The sequence below is a fragment of the Pedobacter sp. R-06 genome, assembly GCF_049913135.1.
Taxonomy (GTDB): Bacteria; Bacteroidota; Bacteroidia; order Sphingobacteriales; family Sphingobacteriaceae; genus Pedobacter.
On the sequence record NZ_CP183977.1, the window covers coordinates 6,477,790 to 6,493,429 of the forward strand.

The 15,640-nt window shown below is 39.3% G+C and carries 9 protein-coding genes; all 9 read left to right on the forward strand.

The features are described from left to right. Positions 1 to 54: 54 nt before the first annotated feature. The 9 genes from ACN9MR_RS26555 to ACN9MR_RS26595 all read left to right on the forward strand — a co-directional run bounded on the left by ACN9MR_RS26555 (position 55) and on the right by ACN9MR_RS26595 (position 15,629). A complete protein-coding gene (locus tag ACN9MR_RS26555) occupies positions 55 to 1,113 on the forward strand; it encodes an SDR family oxidoreductase (RefSeq protein WP_426327438.1) in 1,059 nt (352 codons plus the stop codon). A gap of 152 nt (positions 1,114 to 1,265) precedes the next feature. After that, positions 1,266 to 2,801, forward strand: coding sequence for a SulP family inorganic anion transporter (locus ACN9MR_RS26560; RefSeq protein ID WP_426327439.1), 1,536 nt, complete (start codon positions 1,266 to 1,268; stop codon positions 2,799 to 2,801). A gap of 538 nt (positions 2,802 to 3,339) precedes the next feature. Then, positions 3,340 to 6,354, forward strand: a complete 3,015-nt coding sequence (locus ACN9MR_RS26565; protein ID WP_426327440.1) for a SusC/RagA family TonB-linked outer membrane protein — start codon at positions 3,340 to 3,342, stop codon at positions 6,352 to 6,354. Positions 6,355 to 6,388: 34 nt separating this feature from the next. Further along, entirely contained in the window at positions 6,389 to 7,903 is a 1,515-nt protein-coding gene (locus ACN9MR_RS26570; RefSeq protein WP_426327441.1) for a RagB/SusD family nutrient uptake outer membrane protein, read from the forward strand. An 11-nt stretch (positions 7,904 to 7,914) separates the two neighbouring features. Continuing rightward, complete coding sequence (locus tag ACN9MR_RS26575) at positions 7,915 to 9,024, forward strand: fasciclin domain-containing protein (protein WP_426327442.1); 1,110 nt, start codon at positions 7,915 to 7,917, stop codon at positions 9,022 to 9,024. Between the two features lie 37 nt (positions 9,025 to 9,061). After that, a complete protein-coding gene (locus ACN9MR_RS26580) occupies positions 9,062 to 10,150 on the forward strand; it encodes a DUF5007 domain-containing protein (RefSeq protein ID WP_426327443.1) in 1,089 nt (362 codons plus the stop codon). Positions 10,151 to 10,171: 21 nt separating this feature from the next. Continuing rightward, the gene (locus ACN9MR_RS26585) at positions 10,172 to 13,321 is read left to right on the forward strand and encodes a SusC/RagA family TonB-linked outer membrane protein (RefSeq protein WP_426327444.1); all 3,150 of its coding nucleotides are present in this window, start codon (positions 10,172 to 10,174) and stop codon (positions 13,319 to 13,321) included. A gap of 11 nt (positions 13,322 to 13,332) precedes the next feature. Further along, positions 13,333 to 14,856, forward strand: a complete 1,524-nt coding sequence (locus tag ACN9MR_RS26590; protein ID WP_426327445.1) for a RagB/SusD family nutrient uptake outer membrane protein — start codon at positions 13,333 to 13,335, stop codon at positions 14,854 to 14,856. Between the two features lie 23 nt (positions 14,857 to 14,879). Then, positions 14,880 to 15,629: a hypothetical protein gene (locus tag ACN9MR_RS26595; protein ID WP_426327446.1), complete on the forward strand. Its 750-nt coding sequence runs from the start codon at positions 14,880 to 14,882 to the stop codon at positions 15,627 to 15,629. The last annotated feature ends 11 nt before the right edge of the window (positions 15,630 to 15,640 follow it).

Here is a 15,640-nt window from a genome sequence, read left to right on the forward strand (position 1 = left end):
ATCTCCGGTTTGTCAGGATCTTTGCTTTACATGAATCAATTTAAATCAAAGGAGATGAACAACAGTAAAACAGCATTGGTTGTGGGCGCAAATGGTGTAATTGGCAGTAAATTAATCAGCCATTTGGAAAATCTCGGCGATTGGGATATTATCGGTTTATCGCGTCGGGGTGGGCTCGACACAGGTAAAACCAGGTACATTTCTGTAAACCTGCTCGACCCAGAAGAGAGTAAGAAACAATTGAGCCCTTTAACTATGGTAACACATATTTTTTATGCCGCGTATCAAGATAAACCTACATGGGCAGAGCTGGTTGCACCTAATTTGGCGATGCTTGTAAATGTGGTTAATACCATTGAAGGTATTGCAAAAAACTTACAGCACATCAGTTTAATGCAGGGCTATAAAGTGTACGGGGCGCATTACGGTCCTTTTAAAACACCAGCAAAAGAAAGCGACGGTGGACATATGCCTCCAGAATTTAATGTAGATCAGCAACAGTTTCTTGAGGCACAGCAAAAAGGTAAAGAATGGAATTGGTCTGCGCTCCGGCCATCTGTAGTTGCGGGTACTGCATTGGGCAATCCGATGAATTTGGTTTCTGTAATTGCAGTTTATGCATCCATATCGAAAGAACTGGGTTTGCCTTTGCGTTTCCCGGGCAAATTAGGGGCTTATGATAAGCTTTTAGATATTACTGACGCTGGATTATTGGCAAAAGCAACAGTATGGGCGGCAACCAACCCCGCATGTGCCAATCAAGCTTTTAATATAACCAATGGTGATCTGGTCCGCTGGAATGATCTTTGGCCTAAAATTGCAGCCTATTTTAAAATGGATACTGCCCCTCCACTTCAGATGCCTTTGCAAACCGTAATGGCCGATAAATCGAATTTGTGGACACAGATGCAAGAAAAACATAACCTAGTCAAACACAGTTATGAAGAAGTATCTTCTTGGGCCTTTGGCGATTTTGTTTTTTCCTGGGATTACGATTTCTTCTCGGATGGTACCAAAGCAAGGCGATTGGGTTTCCACGAGTATATCGATACTGAAAAAATGTTTTTTGATCTGTTTGACGAGCTTAAACGCAAAAAAGTTATACCGAACTAGTTTTCAGATCTGGAATTATTATTAATCAGGATTTGTAACCCATTTATAAATATTTATTTGCCTGCTCATGCTGACTTATTCAGCCTCCATTTTTATTATAGAATTAATGTTCCAATAAAATTGGATATTTGCAATTGCAAATAATTTAACTGATGAAGCCCTACCTGCAACTTTTCGATTTTTCTAAGAAAATAAATTATAAAACTGAAATTCTTGCAGGCTTAACGGTGGCCATGACCATGATCCCCGAATCATTATCATTTGCTATCCTTGCGGGTTTCCCTCCCTTAACAGGTTTATACGCTGCTTTTATTATGGGGTTGGTTACAGCTGTTTTAGGTGGCAGGCCAGGTTTGGTTTCGGGTGGGGCAGGTGCAACAGTAATTGTGCTCATCGCCTTAATGAAAGCCCAGGGTATAGAGTATGTTTTTGCGGCAGTGGCTTTAGCGGGCGTAATCCAGATTATAGTTGGGCTGTTTAAACTTGGGAAATTTGTCAGGCTGGTTCCGCAGCCCGTAATGTTCGGCTTTGTTAATGGTTTGGCTGTTATTATTTTCATGTCGCAGCTGGAACAGTTCAAAACCCTTGTTAATGGCAGAGTAGAATGGTTGAGTGGTACTCCTTTATATATCATGTTGGCTTTGGTATTACTCACTGTTGCAATAGTGATCATTCTTCCTAAAATTACCAAAGCCATTCCATCCTCACTGGTGGCTATTATTGTGGTTTTTCTTATCGTTTTATGTTTTGGAATTAATACTAAACTGGTTAAGGATATTGCTTCAGTAAATGGAGGTTTTCCTCCCTTTCATATTCCGGAAGTGCCGCTGAGTCTGGATATGCTGAAAATCATTTTTCCCTATTCACTTATTATGGCAGGTGTGGGCTTAACCGAAGGCCTACTTACCTTGAATCTGGTTGATGAAATTACAGAAACCAAAGGGGATAGGAACAGAGAGAGTATTGCTCAAGGAATTGCCAATATTGCAAATGGCTTTTTTACGGGGATGGGTGGCTGCCCAATGATTGCCCAAACACTGGTTAACCTTTCGGCAGGTGCCAGGGCAAGGCTATCGGGCATTATTGCTGCCTTAACTATATTGGTTATTATTTTGGTAGGCGCTCCGGTAATCGATCGTGTACCCATGGCGGCCCTGGTTGGTGTAATGATGATGGTAGCCATTGGTACTTTTGAATGGATGAGCTTTAAAGTAATTAATAAAATGCCTTCGCAGGATATTATCATCGGGATTCTGGTAGCTGTAATTACAGTTTGGCTGCATAACCTGGCCCTTGCGGTATTAATAGGTGTAATTATTTCGGCACTTGTTTTCGCCTGGGAAAGTTCTAAACGAATACGTGCCAGTAAACATATCGATGCCAGTGGCGTAAAGACTTACGAAGTATTCGGTCCCTTGTTTTTTGGATCGATTGCTAATTTTAATGAACTGTTTGATGTGGCTAATGATCCTCAGCATATCATTATTGATTTTAAGCATAGCCGTGTTTTTGATATGTCGGGTATTGATGCGCTGAATAAACTAACCGAACGTTACCGCGCGGCTGATAAAAAACTTCAATTAAAGCACCTGAGCAACGACTGTAAGCGCTTGCTGAAAAATGCAGATCAGATTATAACAGTAAACATTATAGAAGATCCTACCTATCGGGTGGCCACCGAAAAATAAATTAATTTTATGCTTTCTATTTATGGTATAAAATACCATTATATCGAAGCTGATCTTAAAAGTTATAATATGGTAATGGCTATCCTCATTCCTAAATAATTATTGTTGGTTTAATCTTTAGCGCACTATCTATTTTCATTTTTTTACTAAAACGTTTAAGTGATCTAAGAAAATAGCAACATAAAATTGTTCGATTTATTGTTATTGCCAGCTAAAAATGTCCTTATAGACTGTTTTATAGGATGTTAATTTTTTAAGATATTCTGATAATATTTGTTTTTTTACCTGTCTGATTGACAATTATTTTAATATAATTAAATATTATTGTGGTGTTTTATAAAAATTTCATAAAAATGACAATTTGTTATTAAAACGTTTTAGTATAGTATATATTTGAGTTAACCAAATACTAAATTTTATGAGAACTCCTAACTATTACTACCGAAGTACCAGTCTCTTTATCCTAGACCATACCTTGCCGTTTCCGAAAAAATAAGTTTTAGAAATCATTTTTTTACCAATTAAAGATCCATTAACTATGCGATACTTATGGGCGTGCCTTGTTTTTTTTGCCGCGTTTACATTAAACGTTTTACCTGTTTTTTCGGCAGGCAGAAAAATTCATAAAGGCCTAACAACAAATCTTTTTGTTCTGCAGGATACAACTAAAATTAAGTATGTATCGCCAAAAGACTCTTTGAGGAAAGACAGTTTAGAACAAATTAAGCTCAAAACAATTTACCGTAAATTATCAGGTGGTGTACAGAAAGATGTTAAAGATCTTTCACTGTTTCCTGCCATTTCCTTACAGCAAAACCTGAAGGGAAATTACGCGGGCTTATATGTACAAGAACCATCGGGCGAACCCGGCTCTATTCAGAATATGATCATTAGAGGTGCTGCTGCGCCACTGCTTTCAAAGAAGGATGTATATGCCGTACAGCCACTGGTGGTACTGGATGGAATCCCGTTAATCGGGGAGCATCCTTTTGCCTTCGATATTCAACAGTACGATTTTAACAGAATTGGTCCGGCCACTAATCTCCTTGCCGGAATTGATCTCAATAATATTGCATCTGTAGAAGTATTGAGCGATTTGGCAGGATCATCCATTTATGGCCCCAGGGGAGTAAACGGTGTTATCGTGTTAACCTCAAAAGCGGCTTCGGGCAATTCGAGGAGTATTAGCTTTAATTCATATATCGGTATGGTGCAAAAACCAACGGTGAATACCATTAATGGTAAATATGAAAATGAATTCAGACAACGGTTTTATGATATTTATACCACCAATGGCAGGTATTCTGATGATGAAGAGTATCCTGTTTATTTAAGCGATTCGCTTAATAATGTATACAGTGGTAAATCGAACTGGACCGATCTGTACTATAAAAACGCACTGATATACGGTATAAATTTTGGCTTAACCGGCGGATCGGACCGTGCGAATTTTAGATTTTCGTTAGGGAATGCTAAAAGCCAGAGTGTTGCCGATGGTACAGGCTTAGACCGTTACAGCGCCATGTTCAACATCAACATGCGCCCGGTTAAATGGTTACTTTTCTCAGCCATGATTAACGGGAACAGGTTAAACCGCGACCGGAACAGAACACTTAGGGACCGGTTTGCACAGATTAATTACTTCCCCGATCTGAGCGCCCCACCTGCGCCCAATAAAGATTATTATGGTACTTATTTAAATGAATACCGCAAAGGTTTTGATGATAATAAAACCAACCTGATCCAGGGCTACGCCAAATTGGTGGCTACACTGGGCAAGGTTAAATTATCATCGGCTTTTAATGTAGATTATAATGAAGGTTACCGGGATATATTTTACGCCAGAACCTTGTTGCAGGGCAATAGCTATGCCTCAAACTATTATGGTTTTAACCAACGGTTAATGATGGATAATAAAGCAGCTTACGATTTCAAGCTGAATACCGCACATGATTTTCATGTGGAGTTAGGCCAATCGATGATGTGGGATATTTATAAGTATAACTATGCTTATGCGTATAAAGGCGCCAATGATTATATCAAAATTAATTTATTGGATTCTGATCCAAAATTACCAAATGGGGCTGATAATCCTAACTACCTGGTACCAAGAGCATTTCCAAGAGAACTTACTTATCGCTTTTTAGATAAAACGGAAGATAACCTGTTGTCCTTTTATGGTAAAGTAAACTACTCGTATAATGATAAGTATTTCTTATCCGGAACATTACGCTTAGATGGGTCATCTAATGCACAGCCAACCAAACGCTGGTTTTATTCTCCGGTAATTTCAGGTGCATGGAATGTTAAAAACGAATTATTAAAAGATACCAGATTAGTTGATGATTTAGTTTTAAGGGCAAGTGTTGGTCGTTTAGGCAGAACATTTACCTACGATAATTACGCTCAGGGGCCACAGTATACTGCATCAGTTGGTTATACGGGCAATTTAACCGTGCCAGGATACAATGCCTTCGGAGTGTTAACCAGACCCTATTCGTTTGGCTGGGTGGGTTATGGCGTACCATGGGCTTATTCAGATCAGTTAAATATCGGAGCTGATGTAGCTATGTTAAAAAATCGCCTGCATGCTTCGGTCGATTTTTACACTAAAGCTGATAAAAACCAGTTGATCGGCATTCCATCGTACGCAGAATATGGTTACAAACAATCAATAGAAAGCGGAATGGATGTGAGCAATACCGGTGTCGATTTATCCATCCACGCATTGGTAATGGCTAAAAATAAATTCTCATGGAATTCTTCATTGAATTTTAACCACAATAGCAACACCTTAAAAGCATTGCCAAGAGGCTTAAATGAAATTATAATCGGAAACAGGTTATTAAGAGTGGGCGAGCCGGTAGATCAATATTGGTTATTGGAAAATGAGGGCATCTATACTGCTACGGCACAAGTTCCTGTAGTAAATGGTCAGCCTTTAAAGTATAACGGACAGGCATTAAAAGCCGGCGATCCGAGATGGAAAGATCAAAATGGTGATAATGTAATCGACGAAAAAGACAAAGTACTGAAAGGGCACTCATTGCCAACACTCTCTGGTGGTTTTGATAACGCTTTTACCTATGGCAACTGGAGTTTGAGCACCAATTTATATTTCAATCTGGGTAGGAAGCTGATTAACCAGGAAATGGCCAGCCGCTTCGATTTTGTTAACCGCGAAGGTAATACCGATGTAAGCTCGGTGAAAGAAATTACTTTTTGGGAGAAACGTGGCGACTATAGCAAATATCCGTTATACAATCCATGGAGCACCGTTATTCCTTACCGTGTAGATCAGGATCTTTTCTTAGAAAACGCCTCGTTCTTGAAATTAAGATCGGTGTCAGTAGGTTACGAACTCGGCAACCTGTTGAAAAAGAGAAATATAAAGATTAATAAATTCTTCGTTTACGGCGCGGTAAGTAATGTGTTTGTCATTACGCCGTACACCGGGCAAGATCCGGAGCTGGTAAGCTATGATGGCGTAGATACCGGCTATGGACAACCGATACCAAGAACATACACTTTAGGCGTAAAAATGGAATTATAATATGGAAATAGCTACTAAAAATACATCAATAACGATGAAAAATATATTATATGCATTTCTGTTTGCTGTAGCGGCTTTAACCAGCTGCAATAAGGCATTGGAAACCGACTCGAGCAGGGTAGTTGGCGAAAAAAATATGTGGAATACGGTAGAGGATGCCCGTGCCGGAATTCTGGGAGTTTATGCCTTAACCAGAGCTGCACTTTCTGATAACAACAGCCACTGGATTTATGGTGACGTAAGACCAGGCGAGTTTACAAGTCCGAAAAGACAGGATTTAAAAGCGGTTATCAGCAACAACTTAAATGCATCTTATCCTGTGGTAGAGTCGCTTTCTGATTGGACCAGGTTTTATGCCATTATTAATGGCGCTAATGTTTTTCTGGAAAATATTGCACACGTTAAAGCAACCGATAAACGCTACTCGGATAACAACATGACGGTAGATATTGCCCAAGCCAGGTTTTTAAGGGCTTTTGCTTATTTCTACATGGTACGTATCTGGGGCGATGTTCCTTTTATTATCTCTTCAAATGAAGGTGTTTTCGAAAATAAAGCCAGAGAAAAACAAGCTAAGGTTTTAGCCTGGGTAGAATCGGAAATGTTAAGGGCTGCGGCCGATCTGCCATTTATTTATAGTGGAAACGATATTCAGCAGCCGGGCGATTATTATAACGAAAACGGAGGAAGATGGGGCGGCGCCTTAGCAACTAAGGTTACTGCTTATGCAGTGCTTTCGCACGTTGCAGCGTGGAATGCAGATTATGCCAGTGTTGCCAAGTACACCAAATTTGTTGAAGATAATTATAGCAGAAGCGGGGGTGGGTTTACTTCAACTACCGATTTAAGCAACTCAAATGGGTTTTTCTACAATAAAAATACCCGACAAATGTTTGGCTTTAATTCAGATTATGGGCATATCGATGGTTCATCAACCGGGCATATTGAGGAACTAACCTTGGCCGAACCCATTATTACCAAGTCGGTTCCTGATATCTACCTGCCAAAAGATTCGATCTTAAAATATTTCAATCTGGCGAAAGATGAAAGATTCTCAATCGATACGTTGGGCCAATCGAAATTTGATAGGTATTTCATCAATTTAAATGGTAAATACCCAATTTTCAGTAAAATCAAGGTTATTCAAGGTGGTGGTACCGATCCAAACTTCAGGTATTTTACTAGTGCATTAATCTTTACCCGTTTAGAAGATATTGTACTGTTAAGGGCCGAAGCACTATCTGTTTTAGGCGATCAACAAGGGGCAACAGATGAGTTAAAGCAGGTAATGAGCAGGCGTTTACCTCAAGATACTGAAATTAAATTCGATTTCAGCAAAGATGATATCATCAAAATCATATTTGAAGAAAGACACCGCGAACTATTGGGAGAAGGGCATAGGTGGTACGACTTAATCAGATACAATAAAATTAAGCAGAACGATGCCAAGTTTATGAACCTGATCAATTCCGGAGGGATCTACTGGCCAATATCGCGCAGGCTAATCTCTCAAAACAGTTTATTAACTCAGAATCCTTACTGGCGCTAAATAATATTGATATGAAAAATTTTATAAAATATATTGGTGTGCTAACAATACTCTTGTTATTCACCGTCATTTATTCGGCTTGTAAAAAGAATGGGGGCTACTATGATGTAGAAGATACCGCAGCACCATTTAATGGAAACATATATGAATATCTAAAAAGTAAACCAGGGGTATACGACTCGTTAATTGTGGCGGTTGATCGGATGGGCTTGAAGAAAACCCTTACCGATAGCAACGTAACGCTTTTTGCAGTTACCAATCCTAGTTTTCAGTTGGCCTTAAGGAACTTAAATACCTTAAGAAAGCAATCTGATAAAGACCCGTTGTTTTTATCGAACATTGATGGAATACAGTTGGACACCATGGTTTCTTACTACATCATCAGGGGAATAAAACCATCTGATTCTCTAAAATTGCAGGATGGACTTAATTTAACCAGTGTTAAAGTAGCCTATCCCATGCATGCCAAATCGGTGCGGGGCTCTGCCTCGGGCGAGGTGGGGGCCGGTCCGGAAGTGATTCAGTTTAGCAACACCAAAAAGAGCAAATTTATCAGAAATTGGTCTACAAGTACAACTGCTTCAAATAACATCAAAACCAAAAATGGTATTGTGCATGTAATCAGTCCGGATCATATTTTCGGTTTCGATGGCTTTGTTACCCGTTTAACTTTTATTCCACCTCCGCCAAACTTAATGGTTACTGTGGGTGGTACTTTCTCTGCCAACCGTGAAAACGGCGGTGGACCAACCAGTGGAGAAAACTCTAAAAAAGTTATTGATGGAGACGACCATACCAAATTTTTATGCGATTTGCAAGGCTTTTTAACCATGCAATTCAAACTGAAAACCCCTGAGGTATCTTCTGTTTACACCTTAACCTCGGCAAATGATGCTGTAGAAAGAGATCCAAAAGCCTGGACTTACGAAGGCTCGCAGGATGGTGTTAACTGGACCGAGTTGCACCGGGTGACCAATTTCTTTTTTGAAGAAAGGTATCAGCAAAAAGTTTTTAGATGTACCAACACCACAGCGTACCTCTATTACCGCGTAAATATTACCGAGCTCAGAAGCGGTGGTACTTTCCAGCTTGCAGAATGGACTATAAACAAATCGAAATAAGGTGATGGGACATAGAAAAAATAAAATAACGAAACTTATGAAGTCAATCGTAAAAATAGAAATGGTTGTGGTTTTGTTTGCATTGATTGCTTTAAGCGGATGCAAAAAACTGTACGACCTGCCAGAAGAAAAAGATTACCTGAGTAATAATGTAAACTTTAGCAATAAAGTACTTGAACCGATTATTGGCAGAAACAATCTAATGGGAGGTTTTAATGGCGATAATTCTACGCAACCTATCACCTTCGAAATTGTGAATGCACGTTTTGGAGATGGTAAACCGGTTACCGATATTTTTCAGAAAGTACCTACTTACGTGTTTACTGCTCCATATACTGGCTTAGAAAAAAGCCTTGCAGAAATTGAGGCTAAAAGAAAGATAGAGGTGCACTCTTTGTTTGAGGTACGTTCATCGGGAGAGTTTATACTTTGGGGCTCATCTACCAATCAATTAATTAAACCAAGGCCGGCTGACAGTACAAATTTCTCTCAGGATACCCGTTTTTTTGATGTAAAAATAAAAAATACCGGTGGAGAACGTTTGATCCGAGACCTGCAGATCAGACCTTTCAGGGAAAGACCGTATGAACCTTCTAACGATTTTAATGCTTACACCGGTTTGCCTGCTCCTGATCCTAAATTTCCTTTAGATAAAAATCTAAGAGATTACATCCGTCCATACTTAAACAATGTTATTGGTGCAGAATCAAATAAAAATTTGGTTAGTAACAACGATCAAAAAGATGTAGTAGTGTATATCCGCCCATTTACAGGTGGTAATGGCCACTCGCTCCGCATTAAAGTATTAAATAAAGATTCTCAAGAGATTAATCCTGCTGCCTTTAACGAAACCGTTTGGGACAAAATGATACATGGTTTTAACATGCAGAAAACGGATAAATACGTTCAGTATGATGTAGCCTATCCGATTCCATTGGTAGAAATCCCAACGTTTTACGCACCAGGAGGTTCGAGAGCAAAAGCGCAGTTGAGTTACTCGAGAGGCGCCTTTGGTGGGGGGCGTATCATTGCCAATTTCGGGGTCGATTTTGCCATTTATCAGGCCGGCGATTGGGAAATTGTATTCCACTTCAAAACAGAGAATCCAAAGTTTATCAGCGAATAAGCAATATTTAAAGCTAATATTATGAAAAGAAATATACTTTTTTATACATTACTTGTAGTGTGTATAATGATTGGCACCAGTGCTTTTTCGCAAGAGAAATTTAACCTTGTGAATGGTACCGTTGTTGATAAAGAAACAAAACAGGGCGTTCCGGGTGTATCTATTATTTTAGAAAGCACCAATAAAGGTTTAACCCAAACCAACGGTAGCGGGAAATTTTCGGTTAACGTACCCGAGGGTTCTACTTTAATATTCAAGTTTATTGGTTACAACACACAGCGTGTAAAAATTACCAATCAGAATAATATCACTGTAACCATTTCTGAAGACCGAAAAGAGCTGGATCAGATTGTTATTGTAGCTTACCAGAAAAGGTCTAAACAAACCACTACCGGGTCTTCGGTTTTAATTCAGGCTAAAGAGGTTCAGGATATACCGGTTTCTAATGTAGAGCAACTTTTACAAGGTAAAGTGCCGGGATTAAACATTCAGAACAATACCGGTGCACCAGGTTTTAGGGGTTCGGTACAGGTTCGCGGATTGTCAAGTTTAAGTATCTCGGGCAGCGGTAACGAATCATTTTTACAGCCAACATCACCGCTATATATTATCGATGGTGTTCCGTTAGATGCCGATAAAGCTGCAGAGTTTGGTTTTCAGAGTCAGGGGCCGGGTGTGAGTCCGCTATCGTTAATTCCTCAGGAAGATATCGAAGACATCCAGATTTTAAAAGATGCACAGGCAACTTCCATGTATGGTTCGAGAGGGGCATACGGGGTAATTATCATCACCACCAAAAGAGGTAACTCTAAAGTTCCAAGAATTAGATATGTATCCAATTTTTTTGTTAAAACCCCGCCAAAACTTCGCGAAACTTTGGGTGGTAATTCGGAAAGATCATTAAAAATCCAGCAGATTATTTTAAATGCTTCAAATGTTGATGATATCAGGAGGATTTCTAATACTTCGTTCCTTGCCGATAGTTTAAATGCATACTGGAACAACTCTACAGATTGGCAGGATGTATTTTTCCAGAATACTTACAACCAGAGCCATAACCTGGCTTTAGATGGTGGAGACCCTAGATTTAACTACAAGGCCAACCTGGGTTATTATACCGAAAAAGGGGTGATCAAGAATACGGGCTATAACCGTTACAACCTCAATATGAATATGGAATTTAAGCCAAACGATAAATTTAGATTTTTTGGTTTTATTAATGGCTCCGTAGGAAAGCAGAATAAAGGAAATGGCGTAGGGCTTTTACAATCGGGTGTAGCATCAAATGGTCAGGTATCTACCTTATTGCCGCCACCATCTTTCTATCAGGCATCGGGAGGGGTTTTATCGGCATTGCAAACATTGAACGATAATAACTCCCGAAACTTAAGAACAAACGTAGAGGCACGTTACGAGTTTATTCCTGGTTTGGCAGTATCTTCTACTTTAAGTTACGATTATACTTCCGATACCGAATCTACCTTTACGCCCGCAGCGGCAAACGGCCAGTTTGCTAAAGTATACGATTATGTAGGAAGAAATTTCCAGTTATATAATAGAAATGGTATTACTTATGCCAAAAGTTTTGGAGAAAAACATAATTTTTTTGTTAACACTTTTAATGAAATTTATAAACAAGGTGCCCAGGCCGGCATTACACGCCAGGAAAGAACACCTAACGATCAGTTACAGGGGCCATTGGGGTACGATGCTTACTACTCACGTGGTGGAGGTGTATTGTCTAATTATAAAAACGCTACCATTGCATCGTTCGCAGGTTCGGTATCGTACGATTATGATAAAAAATACGTAGCAGAGTTTTCTTATCGTTTAGATGGTACTTCATCCAGCGGACTGGAAAATCCATATTCTAAAAACCCTTCAATTGGTTTAAGATGGAACTTTAACAAAGAGAACTGGCTGGCCGATATGAAATGGTTATCGTATGGTAGCTTGAGGTTAACCTGGGGACAAAATATTGTGCCAACGGGTAATCTCCAAAGTATTTATGGTATTTATAACCTGAACAATAATTTTAACAACAACCCAACCATCGGAATCGATTATGATATTATTCCAAATCCTAACTTAAAACCAACCACAACAAGTCAGTACAATTTAGGTTTCGATCTGGGGTTATTTAACGATAAAATCTCAGTAAACTTCGATACTTATTTTAAAAAGGTTGATAACTTGTTGTTTGATAGGCTATTATCGAATACTACCGGATTTAATAAATTGGCGAGTAACGATTTAGGTATTGCCAATTATGGGTCAGAGATCATGATTACCGTGAGGCCGGTAGCAAGCAAAGATTTTGATGTTTCGGTTTCAGTAAATGGTGCGCTTAACCGCGATGTACTGTTAAAACTTCCGGCAGAGTATAACGGGCAGTTCATTAAATTTGATGGTTCTGGTTACTTGCAGCACAACGTTTACCGCGTAGGTAGAAACACACTGTCTAACTACCTAAGGATAAACCAGGGTGTTTATCGAACAGATGCCGATGTGCCAACCGATCCTGTAACGGGTAAGAGATATCAATCTAACGGGCAGTTTTTCTTAGGAGGTGATCCGATTATGAAAGATGTAAACGGAGATTATATTTTAGATGGCCGTGACTACGAAGTTACCGGTAATTCGCAACCATTAATGACGGGTGGTCTATCTACCAACATCAGGTATAAAAAGTGGGGCTTAAATGTTTATGCAACTTACACTGCCGACAGAACCATTTTAAATAATGCCCTGGCCGATAGGATAGCCATTATGCGCGATCCCTATTCACTAAAATCGGTGGTACCATTAAACGACCTTAATATCTGGACCAAACCTGGTGATATTGCAAAATACCCTTATCCGTATGATTACAAAAGATTTGATCAGATTCAGCCTTTAAGAGCCGATCAAACACTTTGGCAAGAAAGCGGAACGTATTTAAAAATAAGCAATGTAACCCTTTCTTACATGTTCGATAAAAAGTTTATCGCACGTTTCGGAATGAGCAGTTTAAGAATTTACGCCTCTACAGATAACCTGATTACTTTTTCTAAGTATACCGGGCCAAACCCTGAAAACGTAACCACATTGGGGCGTGATATTTCTACAGGATATCCTGTTCCGCGTACTTATAACCTAGGCGTCCAGTTAGAACTTAATACAGGCAATTAATAGATATTATTATGAAAAAGTTTATCATTTATTCTTTGATTTTAGCAGCATCGTTTTCATTGCCTGCTTGTAAAAAGTTTCTGGATATACAACCTTTAGATAAGTTGTCAGGAAATAACTTCTTTCAATCTAAAGAAGATGTAGAAGCAAATATTTACGATTTATCGCGTATTGTTTTCGGTAAGTTTAACGAAACACATTTTATAGGCGCAACAGGCGAGTACCGCTCTGGCGAAGTATTATACGAAAGCCAGTCTGATTTAGCCCCGGCCCGTGAGTTTGTTGAGATTTTGGGTAAAAACAACCTGTTAGGCTTATTGTCAGGCAATCGTCCCTGGGATTTTTACAATTTCAATAGAATTACCGACTGGACCGATTATTACCGTGCCATACAAGGTGCCAACATTTTAATGGCGAAGCTGGATGAAGGTGTACCCGGACTTACCGATGTGCAGAAAAACCAGTATAAAGCCGAAGCTGCATTTATCCGTGCGTTAAGCTATTTTGTTATGGTAAGGTTATATGGCGATGTAGTGTATTATACAGACGCATTCCATTCAACACCTTTGCCACGCGAAAATTTTGTTTCCGTATTAAACAAATGTATAGCTGATCTTAAAACCCATAAAAATCAGATTCCATGGACTTATACCGATCCATCTTTAAAAGGAGTGAGGGCCAGCCGCGGAAGCATTATTGCCTTAATTATGGAAATGAACATGTGGAATGCCGGTTTTGATGCAAACAATTCGAAGAAATACTATCAGGAAACTGCCGATTTAGGACGCGAAATGATTGCCAGCGGCGCATACAGGTTATTGCCAATTACCGAATGGGCTACCGTAATTAAAGGAAGATCGGACGAAAGCTTGTTCGAATTTTACCGCAGTATAAACTATGGCGATCAAAATACCAATACAGCACCAGTGGCCGATATGTTTTTGCATTACCCATACAAAAGACCAGAATATACCCACCGTGTAAGTTTTGCTTATTTCAGGGGAGAGTACATGCAGAAAATTTTTCAGGATGGTAGCGATAAGCGGATTACCAGCTGGTTTAACGAAGATATTTTTGCCGATAACGGAAAATTTATGATGTTAAAATTTGCACAGAATTCTTTCTCTACAGGCGAGGAAGATGCCAACCCTGATAACACGTTTATGATTTTTAGGTATGGCGGTGAAATTTTACTGGCAGCCGAAGCACTTGCCGATTTAGGAGAAGATACCGAAGCCATTAAGCTGGTAAATATGGTAAGAGACAGGGCGCAGGCATCAAAGTATGCTGGTGGCGGAGGCTCAACCCTAAAAGACTTTATTTTTTACGAAAGATCTAGAGAGTTAATAGGCGAAGGGCACCATTATTTCGATTTGGTGCGCACCAAGAGGATTTTAAGCAGCCAATGGTCGTACAACGTACTTACCTCAGATAAATTTATCCGTGGTGCATGGACCTGGCCAATAAGCGGAAATGCCTTAAATAACAATCCGTTTATGCGGTTAAACGATTATTGGGTGAATGGTGGTAATTAATTTAAATAGAAATTATACAAGATATGAAAAAGCTAATTATTGCATGTGCAGCACTTTTACTTGTTTTAAATGCCTGTAAGCGTGATGAGTATTATATAGATGGAGGTAAGGCGAAAGCAGAGTTTGATGGAAATATGATGCAGTACCTGCAGGCCAAAAAAATTCCTTTTGATACCGTTGCCCAAATTGTAAAACTGGCCGGTATGGAGCAGCAGTTCAGTTCGGAGAATTTCACCTTTTTTGCTTTTGATGATGACGTAGTACGGAAAACAATCGGTAATATTCACACCAACGAAACAGATAGAAATCCAAAGTTCGAATCCTTAAATCAATTGCTTTATGAATCGGGAAGAGATACGGTAAAAACCCTCGATCAGATCAGTCCGGCCATTTGGCGGAAATACCTGCAACGTTATATGTTTAAAGGTGTAAACATGTTAAAAGATTATCCGCAGATCGATCTTAACCTGAGAAGTATTTATCCCGGCGCCATTCACTACGATTATAATAACGATGTAGCCAATATTGGGGTAGTTTTTTACGATGCCAACGGAATTAAATATATCGGTTACAGGCAGCTTGTACTTTCTTATATCCCCGATGTATCAAAACCGAACGATAATTGGTATCCAAATTATGTCGCATCATCGGATATTAAACCAACCAACGGAATGGTGCACACATTACGATACCAGGGTTCATACCTGGGATTTAATTTATATGAGTTTTTTAATGATGTATATAATACTGGTTTAACGCCAAGTAATAAATAATTAGCCTGTTA